This is a genomic window from Streptomyces sp. NPDC017202 (assembly GCF_044331705.1).
Taxonomy (GTDB): Bacteria; Actinomycetota; Actinomycetes; order Streptomycetales; family Streptomycetaceae; genus Streptomyces.
Map to the genome: position 1 here is coordinate 114,554 of NZ_JBIRNP010000005.1, position 18,141 is coordinate 132,694.

The 18,141-nt window shown below is 72.2% G+C and carries 14 protein-coding genes; 7 read left to right on the forward strand and 7 right to left on the reverse strand.

Features of this window, described 5'->3' with window-relative positions:
- Positions 1-13: 13 nt before the first annotated feature.
- Genes ACH4N1_RS13135 through ACH4N1_RS13150 form a run of 4 tightly spaced genes read right to left on the reverse strand, consistent with a single transcriptional unit; the run spans position 14 to position 4,347 of the window.
- Positions 14-661 (reverse strand): ATP/GTP-binding protein, encoded by a 648-nt coding sequence (locus ACH4N1_RS13135; protein WP_363090986.1) that lies wholly within the window; start codon positions 659-661, stop codon positions 14-16.
- Positions 642-1,073 (reverse strand): DUF742 domain-containing protein, encoded by a 432-nt coding sequence (locus ACH4N1_RS13140; RefSeq protein WP_382785603.1) that lies wholly within the window; start codon positions 1,071-1,073, stop codon positions 642-644. The genes ACH4N1_RS13135 and ACH4N1_RS13140 overlap by 20 nt, the downstream gene beginning before the upstream one ends.
- On the reverse strand, positions 1,070-1,573 hold the full coding sequence (locus tag ACH4N1_RS13145) for a roadblock/LC7 domain-containing protein (protein ID WP_398096841.1): 504 nt from the start codon (positions 1,571-1,573) through the stop codon (positions 1,070-1,072). Before ACH4N1_RS13145 ends, ACH4N1_RS13140 begins: the two co-directional genes overlap by 4 nt.
- The gene (locus tag ACH4N1_RS13150) at positions 1,570-4,347 is read right to left on the reverse strand and encodes a nitrate- and nitrite sensing domain-containing protein (protein WP_398096843.1); all 2,778 of its coding nucleotides are present in this window, start codon (positions 4,345-4,347) and stop codon (positions 1,570-1,572) included. Before ACH4N1_RS13150 ends, ACH4N1_RS13145 begins: the two co-directional genes overlap by 4 nt.
- 368 nt (positions 4,348-4,715) lie before the next feature.
- Here ACH4N1_RS13150 and ACH4N1_RS13155 point away from each other — a divergent pair, with 368 nt between their 5' ends.
- Positions 4,716-5,501 carry a protein phosphatase 2C domain-containing protein gene (locus ACH4N1_RS13155; RefSeq protein ID WP_398096845.1) on the forward strand — a complete coding sequence of 262 codons (786 nt, stop codon included), beginning with the start codon at positions 4,716-4,718 and terminating at the stop codon, positions 5,499-5,501.
- Between the two features lie 56 nt (positions 5,502-5,557).
- Here the strand turns inward: ACH4N1_RS13155 and ACH4N1_RS13160 are convergent, their stop codons facing one another.
- Together ACH4N1_RS13160 and lon are read right to left on the reverse strand one after the other, a co-directional pair.
- Positions 5,558-6,097 (reverse strand): MarR family winged helix-turn-helix transcriptional regulator, encoded by a 540-nt coding sequence (locus ACH4N1_RS13160; protein ID WP_398096847.1) that lies wholly within the window; start codon positions 6,095-6,097, stop codon positions 5,558-5,560.
- Positions 6,098-6,473: 376 nt separating this feature from the next.
- Positions 6,474-8,897 carry an endopeptidase La gene (gene lon, locus ACH4N1_RS13165; protein ID WP_398096848.1) on the reverse strand — a complete coding sequence of 808 codons (2,424 nt, stop codon included), beginning with the start codon at positions 8,895-8,897 and terminating at the stop codon, positions 6,474-6,476.
- Positions 8,898-9,073: 176 nt separating this feature from the next.
- Here lon and ACH4N1_RS13170 point away from each other — a divergent pair, with 176 nt between their 5' ends.
- Positions 9,074-9,736, forward strand: a complete 663-nt coding sequence (locus ACH4N1_RS13170; protein WP_398096850.1) for a GNAT family N-acetyltransferase — start codon at positions 9,074-9,076, stop codon at positions 9,734-9,736.
- Positions 9,737-9,740: 4 nt separating this feature from the next.
- Here ACH4N1_RS13170 and ACH4N1_RS13175 read toward each other — a convergent pair whose 3' ends face one another.
- A complete protein-coding gene (locus tag ACH4N1_RS13175) occupies positions 9,741-10,586 on the reverse strand; it encodes a rhomboid-like protein (RefSeq protein WP_398096852.1) in 846 nt (281 codons plus the stop codon).
- A 212-nt stretch (positions 10,587-10,798) separates the two neighbouring features.
- Between ACH4N1_RS13175 and ACH4N1_RS13180 the strand changes: the two genes are divergently transcribed.
- From ACH4N1_RS13180 to ACH4N1_RS13200, 5 genes are all read left to right on the forward strand, one after another.
- Positions 10,799-11,476 (forward strand): spermidine synthase, encoded by a 678-nt coding sequence (locus tag ACH4N1_RS13180; protein ID WP_398096853.1) that lies wholly within the window; start codon positions 10,799-10,801, stop codon positions 11,474-11,476.
- 123 nt (positions 11,477-11,599) lie between these two features.
- Positions 11,600-12,340 (forward strand): response regulator transcription factor, encoded by a 741-nt coding sequence (locus ACH4N1_RS13185; protein WP_398096855.1) that lies wholly within the window; start codon positions 11,600-11,602, stop codon positions 12,338-12,340.
- Positions 12,337-13,440 (forward strand): sensor histidine kinase, encoded by a 1,104-nt coding sequence (locus ACH4N1_RS13190; RefSeq protein WP_398096856.1) that lies wholly within the window; start codon positions 12,337-12,339, stop codon positions 13,438-13,440. Before ACH4N1_RS13185 ends, ACH4N1_RS13190 begins: the two co-directional genes overlap by 4 nt.
- A gap of 312 nt (positions 13,441-13,752) precedes the next feature.
- Positions 13,753-17,553, forward strand: a complete 3,801-nt coding sequence (locus ACH4N1_RS13195) for a multifunctional oxoglutarate decarboxylase/oxoglutarate dehydrogenase thiamine pyrophosphate-binding subunit/dihydrolipoyllysine-residue succinyltransferase subunit (protein WP_398096858.1) — start codon at positions 13,753-13,755, stop codon at positions 17,551-17,553.
- 244 nt (positions 17,554-17,797) lie between these two features.
- Complete coding sequence (locus ACH4N1_RS13200) at positions 17,798-17,977, forward strand: DUF6104 family protein (protein WP_073491365.1); 180 nt, start codon at positions 17,798-17,800, stop codon at positions 17,975-17,977.
- Positions 17,978-18,141: the final 164 nt, after the last annotated feature.

Consider the following 18,141-nt stretch of genomic DNA (forward strand, 5'->3'; position numbering starts at 1 on the left):
GCGGGGCTGTCTCCTACTCGGGGGTTTCGTCGAGCGCGTGGCCCACCAGGGCCAGGAGGGTCTCGATCACGGAGATCCGGCGACGCGCATCCATGATCATGACAGGTATGTGCTTCGGGACGGTCAGCGCCTCCCGTACGTCCTCCGGCTCGAACAGCTCGCTGTCGTCGAAGTGGTTGACGGCCACGACGTACGGCAGCCCGCAGCTCTCGAAGTAGTCGAGCGCGGGGAAGCAGTCCTTCAGCCGGCGCGTGTCGGCGAGGACGACGGCGCCGATCGCGCCGCGCACCAGGTCGTCCCACATGAACCAGAACCGCTGCTGGCCCGGCGTGCCGAACAGGTAGAGCACCAGGTCGTCGTCGAGCGTGATGCGGCCGTAGTCCATGGCCACCGTGGTGGTGACCTTGTCCGGGGTGCCGGTGAGGTCGTCGGTCTCCTCGCTGGCCTCGGTCATCAGCGCCTCGGTCGTGAGAGGCGTGATCTCGGAGACGGTGCCGACGAGGGTGGTCTTGCCGGCGCCGAAGCCGCCGGCCACCACGATCTTCGTGGCGACGGGGGCCCGGGTGCGGTCCGTCTGCCAGGACTTCAGTTCCTCGTCCGGTTCGTCGAGGAGCGGGGACACACCGAAGGGGGTGTCGGCGTCAGAGACGACGGAGTCCACTCAGCACCCTTTCCAGCAGAGCGCGGTCGGGACGGCCCGTACCGTGACCGGTCCCGGTGCCGTACACACGGATCTTTCCCTGGTCCGCGAGGTCGCTGAGGAGCACCCGGACCACGCCGAGCGGCATCCTCAGCAGCGCGGCGATCTCGGCCACCGTGCGCATCCGGCGGCACAGTTCGACGATGGCCCGCATCTCCGGCATGACCCGGGTGGTGAGGGAGCCGTTCGTCAGTTCCTTGCGTTCCTCGGGCGCCTCGAGTTCGGCCGTGGTCGCCACGAACGTCTCGACGAGGAGGACGTGACCGAAGCGGGTACGCCCGCCGGTCAGCGAGTAGGGGCGGACGCGGGCCGGCCTGCGGTCGCCGCCCCGGACGGGGAGCTGCTGCCTGCGGTTCTGCGGCGCCGTGCTCATCGGCCGCTCCCCGTCGTCTCCGACTCCAGGGATCGGCGCAGTTCACTGCGGAGTTCGGGGGTCAGGACGTGTCCGGCGCGGCCCACGAACAGGGCCATGTGGTAGGCCACCACGTTCATGTCGCAGTCGGCGGAGCCGTGCACGCCGAGCAGCGAGCCGTCGCTGATCGACATCACGAAGAGGCTGCCCTCGTCCATGGCGATCATCGTGTGCTTGACCCCGCCGAACCCGATGAGCTTGGCGGCGCCGATGGTGAGGCTGCCGATGCCGGACACGATGGTGGCCAGGTCGGCGGCGGAACCGCGCGGGCCGGTGGACTTGGCTCCCAGGGACTCGCGCGCCGCGTCGTGGCGGCCTGGGTCGGAGGAGAGCAGGAGCAGCCCGTCGGAGGACACGACGGCGACGGACTGGATGCCTGGCACCTCCTCCACGAGGTTCGTCAGCAGCCAGTGCAGGTTGCGGGCTTCACTGCTCAGTCCGAAGGTACTGGACGCGGTCAACTGCTTGCCTCCTCGACTGTGCCCCCCGTGTCTTCTGCGGCGTGTGCGTGTGCTTCCTGGGACGACGGGACCTTGTTCTGGGCCGTCCGTTCGGCGATCTCCGCCTCCACGTCGCGGTATCCGGCCTCCGCCCCCCGGCGGAAGCCACCGAGGCGGCGGCGGAGAGCGTCGGCGTCCACGGACCCGCTCCGCTGGCGGGGGGCCGGGGTGGATGAGGTCAGTTTGGGAGTGCGCTTCGGGAGACCCTTGTCGGTGACGACGTCTTCCGAGGCGTCGGGGGTCCGGGTGTGCTCCGCCTCGTCGGCGTCTTCGGCGGCCCCGGGTGCGGGTTCCGGCTCGGGGGCGGAACCGGCTTCCGGTCCGGGGGTTGCGGGTTCGGTGACGGCCGGTTCGGTGGCCGCCGTGTCCGTCTCCCGTCCGGCTTCCGCGTGCGCGTCCGCCGTCTCCTCCCCGTCCGCCGTCTCCTCCGCGTCCGCGTCCCTGTCCGCCGGGATGAGGAGTTCCATCGTCGTCTCGGCCGGGGTCTCCGGTTCCGCGGCCCGTACGGCCCGCTCGGCGGCCTCGACCAGCGGGTCGCCGCCGGACTTCGGACGGCCGGGCAGGACGTTGGAGTTGGCCTCCGCGTCGGCGCCGGGCAGGGCGAAGGCGTGCGGTGCGGAACCCGGGGCCGGCGCGGGGACCGCGGCGGCCGGCGAGGCGGCGAGCAGGGGGGTCGGGAGGACGACGACGGCCGCGATCCCGCCCTTCTTCTGCTCGCGCAGCTGCACGCGCACCCCGTGCCGGTGGGCGAGCCGCGCCACGACGTACAGGCCGAGGCCGAGGCCCTCCTCGCCCTCCTGCTCGTACGGCGAGTCCGGGGCGAACTCGGCGAGGCGGGTGTTGAGGCGGGCCAGGCGCTCCTCGGTCATGCCTATGCCCTCGTCCTGGACGGAGAGCATGACCTCGCCGCTCTCCAGGAGCCAGCCGGAGACCTCGACGGGCAGGTCCGGCGGGGAGGACGAGGTGGCGTTCTCCATGAGTTCGGCCAGCAGGTGGCTCAGGTCGTCGGCGGCGAAGCCGGCCACGTGCGCGTGCGGCGGCAGCGCGGAGATGCGGACGCGCTCGTAGCGCTCGATCTCGCTGACGGCGGCGCGGACGACGTCGACCAGCGGGATGGGGCCGGCGTGCTGCTGGACGTGTTCCGTGCCGGCGAGGACCAGGAGGTTCTCGCTGTGCCGGCGCATGACGGTGGCGAAGTGGTCGAGCTTGAAGAGGGTGGCCAGCCGGTCGGGGTCCTGCTCGCGCTCCTCCAGGCCCTCGATGACCGCGAGCTGCCGTTCGACGAGGCCCAGCGTGCGCAGCGAGAGGTTGACGAAGGTGCCGCCGATGCTGCCGCGCAGCCGCTCCAGCTGGGCGGCGGAGTCGGCGAGTTCGGCGCGCAGCTCCTCACGGGCGTCGGCCATCCGCTGGCGCTGTCCGACCAGGTGCTTGCGGTCGGACTCCAGGGTGGTGACGCGCTCGTGGAGGGCGACGGCGTGCTCGTGCAGGGCGTTGACGGAGCGGACGACCTGGGCGAACTCGTCGTTGCGGCCGGTGAACCGGAGGGGCTCCTCGACGGCCGGGTTCTCGGCGCCGGCCAGCCGGGCGGACCCGATGCGCAGGACGGCCAGCGGGCGGGTGAGGCTGCGGGCCATGGCGGTGGCGATGCCGACGGCCAGCAGGATCAGCGCGCCGAGCAGGGCGATGCGGAGCTCCAGCGCGGTGACGTCGTCGTCGCGCAGCTGGGCGAGGTCCTTGGTGCGGCGGTCGTAGAGGGCGGACTCGGCGCCGCGCATCAGCTCGACGCGCGCGGCGAGCGCCGCGTCGAGCTTCTTGGTGCTGGTCCCGAGGTCGTCGTCGCTCAGTTCCGGCTGGTCGGTGAGGGACGCGAGGTACTTCTCCGCGGTCTCGACGTCCGTGCCGGTGACGGTGGAGTCGTAGGACTCGACGGCCTGTTCGGGCGCGTTCTCCCGGAAGGCGGTCACGGACGCGTCGGAGCGCAGGCGGGCCTGCTGGGCGGCGGCCGTCAGGGCGTCGCGCCGCTCCGTGTCGGCGTCGGAGGAGACCTTCTCGGTGGAGGTCCCGCCGGTGACGGGGTCGTAGACGCTCTCGGTGGACGTGGGCACGTTCAGTGCGGCGAGCAGCAGGCCGCGGGTCGCGGCGGCCTGCTGGACGGCGGTGTCCAGTTCGGCGAGGGCGTACGCGCCGGAGCCCGCGCGGGGCGGCATGTGCTCGGCGAGCAGCTCGGCCAGGCCGTGCAGCGCGGTGATCGTCTCGGAGTAGGCCTGGTGGGCCTGGAGCGCGGTGCTCCGGCCGGTGAGGGCCTCCTGGCGCACGGTCGCGATGCCGTCGAGGTCCTTGCGGAGCGCGGCGGGCGTGTCGGTGTCGGCGGTCAGCTCGCGCACCTGCTGGTCCACGCGGGCGCTGCCCTCCGGAGAGGGCGCCTTGGACTTGGTCCGGCCGGCCGCGACGTAGACGGTGACCTCGTCGCGTTCGTCGGCGAGTGCCTGGGCGAGCGCGAGCGCGTCCTGGGTCTGCTCGGCCAGGGTGACCAGGTCCTGGGAGTCCTTCAACCGCCCGGAGGCGTCGAGGACGGCGGGCGCGCCCGCTCCGGCGATGGCGGCGGCGACGACCGCCACCGCGACGATCAGCCGGTTGCGTACGTGGGTGGGGCGGCCCTTGCCGACGGGGGTGCGCTCCGCGCCCCCCTCGGAGGCCGTGTTGCTGCCTGGGCGCCGAGGCCGCGTCTTCTGCACCGGTGCTCGCATTCCTGACTCGTGTACCCATGGGCCGGATGACACACCGTCAAGTGGCGTGTCCTGTCCGGTACGGTTCCCGACCCTCCCAGTGCCGGTGGGCAGGGGTCGCGCATCGCATGCCCCGCCACCCGAAGGAGTGAACATCGGAGGGGAGTTGGCGGGCAAGTTCCCCCGGCGTGTGCGACGGCGGTGCCCGGCGGGCCGGTTGGACGTGAGCGGCAGCCTTTGGCAGTATTCGCCGCCACGCCTTCCCGGAGTGCTTCATTACCGCCCAAAACAGGCGTCTGACCTGCGCGGGCGCGTCGACTCGGCGGGCATCGCCGGCCTTTCGGAGAGAGCGTGAAGGGGTCGTGCAGACTGGCCGGATGCGTACGGAACTTGTGTCGGAGCCCGGCGATCGCGGCCGGCCCAACGAGGACTTCGCGAGTGTCGGCCTTCCCGCCTCCGGACAGGGCGGTGCGCTGGTCGTCCTGGACGGGGTGACGCCGCCCGCGGGCAGCTCGGGCTGTCTGCATTCGGTCCCCTGGTTCACCGCACGGCTGGGCGGCGCCCTGACCGAACTGACCCTTTCCCTCCCGGATGTTCCCCTGACGGAGGCGCTGAGCCGGGCCCTCGCGCGTACCGCCGAGGCGCACGCCGGAACCTGTGACCTTTCTCACCCGCGCACCCCGCAGGCGACCGTGGCCGTGGCGCGCTGGTCGCCGGAGCGGGTCGACTACCTGGTGCTGTGCGACGCGGTCCTTCTGCTGGCCTCTCCCGACGGCACGGTCACGGCGGTCCGCGACGACCGCCTCGACCGGGTGCCGCGGGCCCTGCTGGCCAGCGCGGAGATCTGCGACGCGCGCGCCCGCAACCGGGAGGGCGGCTTCTTCACGGCCGCCGCGGATCCGTCGGTGGCCGCCCGCGCGGTGACCGGTTCCGTCCCGCGCGGGGGCGTGGCGGCCCTGGCCGCCCTGAGCGACGGGGTCACCCGCTGGGTGGAGACGTTCCGGGAGGGCGACTGGGCGGACCTGTTCGCCCGCGTCGCCGAGCAGGGCGCACAGGCGGTGGTGGAGCGGGTGCGCGAGCTGGAACGGGCGGACACGGAGCGGGTGTTCCTGGGCCGGGCCAAGGCGCACGACGACGCCACAGCCGTCTATGTGGAGTTCTGATCCCCCCCAACACACAGGCCCGCGCAGGCCCTCGCGGAGCTTTCGCCGCGGGTCGTCTACTTGGCCATGCCCTGGTTCAACTCGTGCAGCAGGCGGGCGAGTTCGGCGACGGCGCCGCGGTCCCAGTGGGCGAGCTGGCTGACGTACCGTGCGCGGCGGGCCTCACGGACGCGGCCGACCCGGGTCCGGCCCTCCTCGGTCAGGGCGACCAGCCAGGCCCGTCCGTCGGCCGGATCGGGCTCGCGGGCGACCAGTCCCAGCTCTTCGAGGGCGCGCAGCTGGCGGGACATGGTGGCCTTGCCGACGCCGATGTAGGCGGCCAGCTCGGTCGCGCGCTGCCGGCCCAGCTCCTCCAGCCGGACGAGGAGGCCGTAGGCGGCGGGTTCCAGGTCGGGGTGGACCTCGCGGGCCATCTCGCCCTGGTTGGCGCGGGCGCGGCGCAGCAGCACCGTCAGCTCCCGCTCCAGGGAGAGGAACTCCCGGTCCACACCGCCCGGCGACGCGTGCGGGGCGTCACCCGGCGACGCCTCGGGCGCACCGCTCGGCGACGTCCCGGGCGCGTTCCCGCGTCCGTCGCCGTTTCCGTCCTCGTGCACGTCAGCACTCCTGATCAGGTTTCCCGCGCCGGAAGCTCTCGCCCGTTCCCGCCGTTGCCGCAGCTCTCCCAGTATTTCGCAGGCCTGGACCTTCGGCGTCCTCCGACCCCCGTTCCGCGCTCCGGGCCCGCTTTCGCGGCTTCTTCCGGCGGCCGGCGCCGGCCGCCGCGCTCCCCCACCGGCCGGCGGCCCCTGTCGTTCCGACCGGGCGCCGGACCGGCTCGCCGCCCCCGCCGGCAGCCGGGCCCCGTACGGCAGCCGGGCCGCGTACGGCCGCCGGGCCCGCGCGCGGTGAAGGCCCGGGCCTCCCTCACGAAACCCGGGCCTTCCCTCGTCCGGTTCCGGCCGCGGGCCGGGCCCGCGGCGGGGACCGGCGTCACGCGGCGACCGGAACCTCCGGCGCGGCCCCGTTCGTCGCCGGGGCCAGCGCCAGCTCCAGGACCTGGCGGACGTCGGTGACGGCGTGGACGTCGAGCTTGTCCAGCACCTCCGCGGGGACGTCGTCCAGGTCGGGCTCGTTGCGCTTGGGGATGACGACGGTCGTCACACCCGCCCGGTGCGCGGCGAGCAGCTTCTGCTTCACCCCGCCGATGGGCAGGACGCGGCCGGTGAGGGAGACCTCGCCGGTCATCGCCACGTCGGTGCGCACGAGCCGTCCGCTCAGCAGCGACGCCAGGGCCGTCGTCATCGTGACGCCCGCGCTCGGGCCGTCCTTGGGCACCGCGCCCGCCGGGAAGTGGATGTGCACGCCCCGGTCCTTCAGGTCGGCGACCGGCAGTTCCAGTTCGGCGCCGTGCGAGCGCAGGAAGCTCAGCGCGATCTGCGCCGACTCCTTCATCACGTCGCCGAGCTGACCGGTCAGGGTCAGACCCGCGGCGCCCGTCTCCGGGTCGGCCAGGGACGCCTCGACGAAGAGGACGTCGCCGCCGGCGCCGGTGACCGCGAGCCCGGTGGCGACACCCGGCACCGCGGTGCGCCGCTCGGCCGGGTCCTGGGCGGACTCGGGCACGTGGTGCGGCCGGCCGATCAGCTCGCGCAGGTCCTCCTCGCGGACGGTGAGCGGCAGTTCCCGCTCGCCCAGTTCGTGCTGGGCCGCGACCTTGCGCAGCAGCCGGGCGACGGACCGCTCCAGGGTGCGCACGCCGGCCTCGCGCGTGTACTCGCCGGCCAGCTTGCGCAGCGCGCCCTCCTCGAGGGTCACCTCGTCCGCGGCGAGCCCCGCCCGCTCCAGCTGGCGCGGGAGCAGGTGGTCACGGGCGATGACGACCTTCTCGTCCTCGGTGTAGCCGTCGAGGCGGACCAGCTCCATGCGGTCGAGGAGCGCCTCCGGGATGGCCTCCAGGACGTTGGCGGTGGCCAGGAAGACGACGTCGCTCAGGTCCAGTTCCACCTCCAGGTAGTGGTCCCGGAAGGTGTGGTTCTGCGCCGGGTCGAGCACCTCCAGCAGGGCCGCCGCCGGGTCGCCGCGGAAGTCCGATCCCACCTTGTCGATCTCGTCGAGCAGGACCACCGGATTCATGGACCCGGCCTCCTTGATCGCGCGCACGATCCGGCCGGGCAGCGCGCCGACGTACGTACGGCGGTGGCCGCGGATCTCGGCCTCGTCGCGCACGCCGCCGAGGGCGACGCGGACGAACTTGCGGCCCATGGCGTGGGCCACGGACTCGCCGAGGCTGGTCTTGCCGACGCCGGGCGGGCCGACGAGCGCGAGCACGGCGCCGCCGCGCCGGCCGCCGACGACCCCGAGGCCCCGGTCGCTGCGGCGCTTGCGCACCGCGAGGTACTCGGTGATCCGTTCCTTGACGTCCTCCAGGCCGGCGTGCTCGGCGTCGAGGATCGCCTTGGCGCCCCGGATGTCGTAGACGTCCTCGGTCCGCTCGTGCCACGGCAGTTCCAGGACGGTGTCCAGCCAGGTGCGGATCCAGGAGCCCTCGGGGGACTGGTCGCTGGACCGCTCCAGCTTGCCGACCTCCTTGAGGGCGGCCTCGCGCACCTTCTCGGGCAGGTCGGCGGCCTCCACGCGGGCGCGGTAGTCGTCGGACTCCTCGCCCTCCTGCTCGCCGTTCAGCTCGCGCAGTTCCTTGCGGACGGCTTCCAGCTGCCGGCGGAGCAGGAACTCCCGCTGCTGCTTGTCGACGCCTTCCTGGACGTCCTTGGCGATGGTCTCGGCGACGTCCTGCTCGGCGAGGTGGTCGCGCAGCTGGCGGGTGGCGAGCTTCAGCCGGGCGACCGGGTCGGCGGTCTCCAGCAGCTCCACCTTCTGCTCGGTGGTCAGGAACGGCGAGTAGCCGGAGTTGTCGGCGAGGGCGGAGACGTCGTCGATGGCCTGGACCCGGTCGACGACCTGCCAGGCGCCGCGCTTGCGCAGCCAAGCGGTGGCGAGCGCCTTGTACTCCTTGACCAGCTCGGCGACGTGGCCGGGCAGCGGATCGGGTGCGCTCTCGTCGATCCTCGTCCCCTCGACCCACAGCGCCGCCCCGGGGCCGGTGGTGCCGGCGCCGATCCTCACCCGGCCGCGGCCGCGGATCAGGGCGCCCGGGTCGCCGTCGGCCAGCCGGCCGACCTGCTCGACCGTGCCCAGCACGCCGGTGCCCGCGTACGACCCGTCGATGCGCGGCACCAGGAGGACCCTGGGCTTGCCGGGCTCGGACCGGGCGGCGGCCTGCGCGGCCTCGACCGCGGCGCGTACGTCGTTGTCGTTGAGGTCGAGCGGAACCACCATCCCGGGCAGCACGACCTCGTCGTCGAGCGGCAGCACGGGCAGGGTGAGCGGTGTGAACGCTGCGGACTCAGCAGCCATGATCTCCCCTTAGGCAGTCAAGTTGAGTTATGCCGACTCAATGCACGTGAGTCTCCGAATGTTCCCCACCCCGGCCGCCGTTCGCTGTCAGCGATCACGCCTGCCGTCGCCGACGAGCGACGGCATAAGGTCTCGGTAATAGCTAAAGAGCGCGAGAGACTATTACGGGAGACTTCGTGGACGGCGTCGTACGGGCATGGGTGGACGGCTGGGTCGTGTCGCGCGGGGCGGCTCCGCCGGTGCGGGAGCCGTGGGGGTTCACCGTGGACGTGGGACAGCCGGCGCACGTGTCGCGGCACGTCCTCGCGGCGGTCGGCGACGCCGTCGAGGAGGAGACCGTGCGCGAGGTCGCGGACGGCGTGCGGGGAACCGGCGTGTGGCTGAAGGTGTTCCAGGACCCGGCGCTGGTCGGGGGCCGGCTCGGGGCGGGCTGGTGGGTGGATCCGGAGCCCGGTTGGCTGATGACCGTGCCGCTGCCGACCCGGACGGGGCACCCGCGCGTGCCCGACGGCCACCGCCTGCGCCGCTGGACGCGCGGCGGCGTCACCCGCCTCCTGGTCACCGCCCCCGACGGCTCCTTCGCGGCCCGCGGCCAGGTCGCCCCGACCGGCGCCACGGCGGTGGTCGACCAGATCGAGACCGCACCCGGGCACCGGCGCCGCGGCCTGGGCGGCCTCGTCGTGCGCCTCCTGGCGGAGCAGGCGGCCGCGGACGGCGCGGAGACGGGCGTCCTGGCGGGAACCCCGGCCGGCCGGGCCCTCTACGAGTCACTGGGGTGGACGGTGACAGCGCCGCTGACCAGCGCGAAGTTCACGGGAACCGGCGGGGCCACCGGCTAGCCGATCAGTCGCACCACGCGCGCGTGGCACGGGCGCCGGGCACCGCCGCCCCCTGCCTCTCACGCGGGCCGCTCCCCGGGCGCCGCACCCACGGCCAGGTCGCGACACCGATCCCCAGCGCGATCAGGTGGCCCCAGTTGCTCAGCGGGTCCGTGAGGGCGAGCAGGTCCTTCAGGAGCATCCCGCCGGACACCGCGAGCAGCAGCCGGCCCGGCCAGGGGCCCAGCAGGCCGGCCAACGCGCCGACGCTCGCCGCGACGCCGAAGCTGATGCCGTAGTCGAGGCGGTGCAGCGAGCTGTCCGGAAGGTGACCCACCAGGACGGCCAGGCCCACGGGGACCTCGGTCGCCAGGGTGGCCAGGACGTGCCCGAGCAGGAAGACGCCGGCCGTACGGACGCCTCCCACGCGCCGCTCCAGCGCGGTGAGGACCACCAGGAAGCCGGGCACGAACGGCGACGCGATCCCACCGGCCACCCACAGCGCGCTGGCCACCAGCACCGGCACCGGGGCCCGCAGCAGGTGCGCGACGTCGGTGCTGGAGTTCTCGTGCAGGACCCGTACGAGTGCGGGGTCGGCGTGCGCGGCGGCGTACGACGTGACGGCGAGGACGAGGGCATAGAAGAAGGTGAAGGGGGTGCCGGCGGGGGTGGGCAGCAGGTGCCACGGCCGCGGGCGGGTCCGGTCGGGCGCCGGGCCCGGGAGCCGGGGCGCGGACGGACCGCGCCCGCCGGGCCCGGCCGCCGCCCGCTGGCGGGGGACGCCGTCCAGAAGGCCGCGGGCGTCGGGGAGGCGCGTCGGCGGGCCGGACGGGCCGGACGATGCCGCCGTACCGGTCGGCGTGCGTTCCACCGTGAGGCGCTCCTTCCGTTCCCCCGCACCCTTCGCCCTCCGGGACGCCCCTGTCTGTGACCGGCGCCACGTGCCGGCCGGTTCACGGCAACCTCTCGGACATCGGCGGTACCGGCCGACGTCAACCGCGCCTACCCCGATCACCTCCGTTCGAACGCCCCTCCGCCCGATATTCCTCAACCAACCGTCAGGGCCGGTGCCAAGATGGTCCGATGCCCATCTCCTACGACTCCCCCGAAGTCCTGGACCGTCGTGAGGGCCCCTACGGCGAGGTCGTCCTGCGCCGCCACGGGGAGCTGCTCCAGATCATCGCCAACGGCTGCTTCCTGATGGACACCTCCGACGGGCGCTCGGAACGCCTCCTGATGGACGCCGCGCTCACCGCGCTGGACGGCCGCCCCGCACCGGACGTGCTGATCGGCGGTCTGGGCGTCGGATTCTCGCTCGCACACGCCGCCGCCGACCCCCGGTGGGGCCGGATCACCGTCGTCGAGCGCGAACGCGCCGTCATCGACTGGCACCTCGACGGCCCGCTCGGCACCGTCTCGCGCGCCGCCCTCGCCGACCCGCGCACCGCCGTCGTGGAAGCCGATCTCCTCGACCACGTCAATGAGACATCCGACACGTTCGACGCCCTGTGCCTCGACATCGACAACGGGCCCGACTGGACCGTCACGGAGGGCAACGACGGTCTCTACTCGCCGGCCGGACTCGCAAGCTGCGCAAGGGTGTTGAGGCCCGGCGGGGTGCTCGCGGTATGGTCCGCCCAGCCGTCTCCCAAATTCGAGGGAACCTTGGGGAATGCCGGGTTCCAACAGGTGCGTACCGAAGAGATCCCGGTTGCCCGAGGCGTGCCGGACGTCGTGCACCTCGCCGTCCGGCCTGGATAGCAAAGCCGTGGTGACTCCCCGTACGCTGCTGCCCTGACGCAGGTGATGAAGGCGTCAACCGCAGTCATGCGCAGAAAAGGAATCACCCCACTGATTCCGGAAAGCACACTTCAGGGGCGGGCGATGGAGCAGACACACACCGCGCACAACGGCACGGCGACGGCGACACCCGGTGCGCAGCGCCGGGTCCTGGTGGTCGAGGACGACCCCACGATCGTCGACGCCATCGCGGCCCGCCTGCGCGCCGAGGGATTCCTCGTGCAAACGGCGGGTGACGGCCCGGCGGCCGTCGACACCGCGGAGGCCTGGCAGCCCGATCTGCTGATCCTCGACATCATGCTGCCCGGCTTCGACGGTCTGGAGGTCTGCCGTCGCGTGCAGGCCGCCCGCCCGGTGCCGGTACTGATGCTCACCGCGCGCGACGACGAGACCGACATGCTGGTCGGGCTCGGCGTCGGCGCCGACGACTACATGACCAAGCCGTTCTCCATGCGGGAGCTGGCCGCGCGCGTGCACGTCCTGCTGCGCCGCGTGGAGCGCGCCGCGGTCGCGGCCTCGACGCCGCGCAGCGGGATACTGCGGCTCGGCGAGCTGGAGATCGACCACGCGCAGCGCCGGGTCCGGGTGCGCTCGGAGGACGTGCACCTCACGCCCACCGAGTTCGACCTGCTGGTGTGCCTGGCGAACACCCCGCGCGCGGTGCTCTCCCGTGAGCAGCTCCTGGCGGAGGTGTGGGACTGGGCGGACGCCTCGGGCACCCGCACCGTCGACAGCCACATCAAGGCGCTGCGGCGGAAGATCGGGGCCGAGCGGATCCGCACGGTGCACGGCGTGGGCTACGCGCTGGAGACCCCGACGCCATGAGCCGCGGGCCGGACGGACCGAGAAGCCCCGGGGAGCCCTGGGGCGGTGTGCGCCCGTTCTCGATCAAGACCAAGCTGGGGGCGCTGGTCGTCATCTCGGTGCTGATCACCACCGGGCTGATGATGATCGCCATGCGCACCGAGACCGAGCTGCGCTTCATCATGGTCTTCTCGATGATCGCGACCCTGCTGATCACGCAGTTCGTGGCGCACTCGCTCACCTTGCCGCTGGACGAGATGAACACCGTGGCCCGGTCCATCTCGCACGGCGACTACACCCGCCGGGTGAGCGAGAAGCGCCGTGACGAGCTGGGCGACCTGGCCCGGACGATCAACGTCATGGCGGACGAGCTGGAGGCGCAGGACCGTCAGCGCAAGGAGCTGGTGGCCAACGTCTCGCACGAGCTGCGCACCCCCATCGCGGGTCTGCGCGCCGTCCTGGAGAACGTGGTCGACGGGATCGCCGAGGCCGACCCCGAGACCATGCGCACGGCGCTGAAACAGACCGAGCGGCTCGGGCGGCTGGTGGAGACCCTGCTGGACCTGTCCCGCCTGGACAACGGCGTCGTACCGCTGCGCAAGCGGCGCTTCGAGGTGTGGCCGTACCTGTCGGGGGTGCTGAAGGAGGCCAACATGGTCGCCTCGGCGCGCGCCACGATGGGCTCGGGCGGCAGCCACACGCGCACGGACGTCCACCTGCACCTGGACGTGACCCCTCCGGAGCTGACCGCGCACGCGGACCCGGAGCGCATCCACCAGGTCGTCGCCAACCTCATAGACAACGCGGTCAAGCACAGCCCACCGCACGGACGGGTGACGGTCAGGGCACGGCGCGGGCCGCTGCCGGAGTCGCTGGAGCTGGAGGTCCTGGACGAGGGCCCCGGCATCCCGCGTTCGGAGTGGCACCGCGTGTTCGAGCGGTTCAACCGGGGCGCCGTCCGCCGTCCGCACGGTCCGGGCAGCGACGGCGGCACCGGACTGGGACTGGCGATCGCCCGCTGGGCGGTCGATCTGCACGGCGGCCGGATCGGAGTGGCCGAATCCGAGCGGGGTTGCCGGATTCTTATCACTCTTCCGGGAGACTCCTCCGTCTCAAGTTGACGTAAAGTCTGCGGCGGGGCCACAAGATCCACAGGTGTTCGCACGATCGGACCCGTGGGATCAGGCACCCCGCCGGCCCAGGTCGGCCCAGGTCCGCACGCCGAGCGTGCGCGACCGGCGTCGACCTGCGTCAACGCACCCGTTTTCGCACGCAACCGCGTTTGTTTCCCGCCATTTCCACCCCCGAAACAGCCCTTGCGATGTGACTTACGCGACGATGCGGTGGCCCGGCCTGACCTTCACCCGCTGGGAGGCGTAGCCTTTATTCCCGCTGTCCATCACCTTGTGAAGCGGAAGAGGGCGGTTGCCGCCGTGTCGCCACAGTCCCCCAGTAACGCATCGAGCATCTCGACCGACGCAGACCATGCGGGCAAGAATCCCGCTGCCGCGTTCGGAGCGAACGAGTGGCTCGTCGACGAGATCTATCAGCAGTACCTCCAGGACCCGAACTCGGTAGACCGTGCCTGGTGGGACTTCTTCGCCGACTACAAGCCGGGCGCGGCCGCGCCGTCGGCTCCGGCGGGCACTGCGGCCGCGGGGGCCGCAGCGACCTCCCCCACGCCCGCGGCGCCCACCGCACCTGCTGCACCTGCTGCACCTGCTGCACCTGCCCAGGCCGCGCCCGCCGCCCCGGCTCCCGCGCCGGCGCCGGCCGCCCCGAAGCCCGCCGCGGCTCCGGCGCCCGTGAAGGCCGCGGCCCCGGCCGCGAAGCCGGCCGCCAAGGCCGCGCCCGCCGCCTCCCCCGACGGCCCCGAGTTCGTGACGCTGCGCGGCCCGTCCGCCGCGGTCGCCAAGAACATGAACGCCTCGCTGGAACTGCCCACGGCCACGTCCGTGCGCGCGGTCCCGGTGAAGCTGCTGTTCGACAACCGCATCGTCATCAACAACCACCTCAAGCGCGCCCGGGGCGGGAAGATCTCCTTCACGCACCTGATCGGCTTCGCGATGGTGCAGGCCATCAAGGCCATGCCGTCGATGAACTGGCACTACGCGGAGAAGGACGGGAAGCCCACCCTCGTCAAGCCGCCGCACGTCAACTTCGGTCTCGCCATCGACCTGGTGAAGCCCAACGGCGACCGCCAGCTCGTCGTCGCCGGCATCAAGAAGGCCGAGACGCTGAACTTCTTCGAGTTCTGGCAGGCCTACGAGGACATCGTCCGCCGCGCCCGCGACGGCAAGCTGACGATGGACGACTTCACCGGCGTCACGGTCTCCCTGACCAACCCCGGCGGCCTCGGCACCGTCCACTCCGTCCCGCGCCTGATGCCCGGCCAGTCGGTCATCATGGGCGTCGGCTCCATGGACTACCCGGCGGAGTTCCAGGGCACCAGCCAGGACACCCTGAACAAGCTCGGCATCTCGAAGGTCATGACGCTCACGTCGACCTACGACCACCGGGTCATCCAGGGCGCCGCGTCCGGCGAGTTCCTGCGGATCGTCGCGAACCTCCTCCTCGGCGAGCAGGGCTTCTACGACGACATCTTCGAGGCGCTGCGCATCCCCTACGAGCCGGTCCGCTGGCTCAAGGACATCGACGCCAGCCACGACGACGACGTCACCAAGGCCGCCCGCGTCTTCGAACTGATCCACTCCTACCGGGTCCGCGGCCACGTCATGGCCGACACCGACCCGCTGGAGTACCGCCAGCGCAAGCACCCCGACCTCGACATCACCGAGCACGGGCTCACCCTGTGGGACCTGGAGCGCGAGTTCGCCGTCGGCGGCTTCGCGGGCAAGTCCCTCATGAAGCTGCGCGACATCCTCGGCGTGCTGCGCGACTCGTACTGCCGCACCACCGGCGTCGAGTTCATGCACATCCAGGACCCCAAGCAGCGCAGGTGGATCCAGGACCGCATCGAGCGCTCGCACACCAAGCCGGAGCGCGAGGAGCAGCTGCGCATCCTGCGCCGCCTGAACGCGGCGGAGGCCTTCGAGACCTTCCTGCAGACGAAGTACGTCGGCCAGAAGCGCTTCTCCCTGGAGGGCGGCGAGTCCGTCATCCCGCTGCTCGACGCGGTGCTCGACTCGGCCGCCGAGTCGCGCCTCGACGAGGTCGTCATCGGCATGGCCCACCGCGGCCGGCTGAACGTGCTGGCGAACATCGTCGGCAAGTCGTACGCCCAGATCTTCCGCGAGTTCGAGGGCAACCTCGACCCGAAGTCGATGCACGGCTCCGGCGACGTGAAGTACCACCTGGGCGCCGAGGGCACCTTCACCGGCCTGGACGGCGAGCAGATCAAGGTCTCGCTGGTCGCCAACCCCTCGCACCTGGAGGCGGTGGACCCGGTCCTGGAGGGCGTCGCGCGCGCCAAGCAGGACATCGTCAACAAGGGCGGCACGGACTTCACCGTCCTGCCGGTGGCCCTGCACGGTGACGCGGCCTTCGCCGGCCAGGGCGTGGTGGCCGAGACCCTGAACATGTCGCAGCTGCGCGGCTACCGCACCGGCGGCACGGTCCACATCGTCATCAACAACCAGGTCGGCTTCACCGCGGCCCCCGAGTCCTCGCGTTCCTCCATGTACGCGACGGACGTGGCCCGCATGATCGAGGCCCCGATCTTCCACGTGAACGGCGACGACCCGGAGGCCGTGGTCCGCGTCGCGCGGCTCGCCTTCGAGTTCCGCCAGGCCTTCAACAAGGACGTGGTGATCGACCTCATCTGCTACCGCCGCCGCGGTCACAACGAGTCGGACAACCCGGCCTTCACCCAGCCGCTGATGTACGACCTGATCGACAAGAAGCGCTCGGTGCGCAAGCTGTACACCGAGTCCCTCATCGGTCGCGGCGACATCACCCTGGAAGAGGCCGAGCAGGCGCTGCAGGACTACCAGGGCCAGCTGGAGAAGGTCTTCACGGAGGTCCGCGAGGCCACCGCGCAGCCCGCCCCCGGCAGCTCCCCCGACCCGCAGGACGGCTTCCCGGTCGCGGTGGACACCGCGATCTCGGCGGAGGTCGTCAAGCGCATCGCCGAGTCCCAGGTCAACATCCCCGACCACATCACCGCCCACCCGCGTCTGCTGCCGCAGCTCCAGCGCCGGGCCTCGATGGTCGAGGACGGCACGATCGACTGGGGCATGGGCGAGACGCTCGCCGTCGGCTCCCTCCTCCTGGAGGGCGTCCCGGTCCGCCTGGCCGGCCAGGACTCCCAGCGCGGCACGTTCGGCCAGCGGCACGCCGTGATCATCGACCGGGAGACCGGCGAGGAGTTCACGCCGCTGATGTACCTCTCGGACGAGCAGGCGCGCCTGAACGTCTACAACTCCCTGCTGTCCGAGTACGCGGCGATGGGCTTCGAGTACGGCTACTCGCTGGCCCGCCCCGACGCGCTCGTGCTGTGGGAGGCGCAGTTCGGCGACTTCGTCAACGGCGCCCAGACGGTCGTGGACGAGTTCATCTCGTCGGCGGAGCAGAAGTGGGGCCAGACGTCCGGCGTCACCCTGCTCCTGCCGCACGGCTACGAGGGCCAGGGCCCGGATCACTCGTCCGCCCGCCCGGAGCGCTTCCTCCAGATGTGCGCCCAGAACAACATGACGGTCGCCATGCCGACCCTGCCGTCGAACTACTTCCACCTCCTGCGGTGGCAGGTGCACAACCCGCACCACAAGCCGCTGGTCGTCTTCACCCCGAAGTCGATGCTGCGCCTCAAGGCCGCCGCGTCGAAGGCGGAGGAGTTCACGACGGGCCAGTTCCGCCCGGTCATCGGCGACGCCTCGGTGGACCCGGCCGCCGTGAGGAAGGTCGTCTTCTGCGCCGGCAAGGTCTACTACGACCTGGACGCCGAGCGTCAGAAGCGCGGCATCACGGACACCGCGATCATCCGCATCGAGCGCCTGTACCCGCTGCCGGGTGCCGAGCTCCAGGCGGAGATCGCCAAGTACCCGAACGCCGAGAAGTACCTGTGGGCCCAGGAGGAGCCGGCCAACCAGGGTGCCTGGCCGTTCATCGCCCTGAACCTGATCGACCACCTGGACCTGGCCGTCGGCGCGGACGTGCCGCACGGCGAGCGCCTGCGCCGCATCTCGCGGCCGCACGGCTCGTCCCCGGCGGTCGGCTCGGCCAAGCGCCACCAGGCCGAGCAGGAACAGCTGGTGCGTGAGGTGTTCGAGGCGTAGGCGTCCTCGACCACCGGACAGCGGCGGGGCCGCACCTCTTCACGGGGTGCGGCCCCGCCGTTTCGTGGGGTGCGGCCCGACTGTCCCGCGGGAGCGGCCCGACTGTCCCGCGGGGTGCGGTACGGCTGTCCCGCGGGGTGCGGTACGGCTGTCCCGCGGGGTGCGGTACGGCTGTCCCGCGGGGTGCGGTACGGCTGTCCCGTGGGGTGCGGTACGGCTGTTCGCGCCCGCTTATCCTTGACTCATGTACTTCACGGACCGTGGCATCGAAGAGCTGGAGAAGAGGCGCGGCGCGGAGGAGGTCACCTTCGAGTGGCTCGCCGAGCAGCTGCGGACGTTCGTCGACCTGAACCCGGACTTCGAGGTCCCGGTGGAGCGGCTGGCCACGTGGCTGGCCCGGCTGGACGACGAGGACGACGAGTAGGTCCACCGACGGCACGCCGGTCGTGTGTGGGGGCGCCCTGCGGGGCGCCCCTTTTGCGTGCCCGGCGACTGCGGGAGGCGGCCGGTCGCCGGAAAGGGCGTCTTGACTTCCGAGGTCCGCGATATATCGTGTTTCACGTAAGACGCGATATGGCGTGTCGTGTC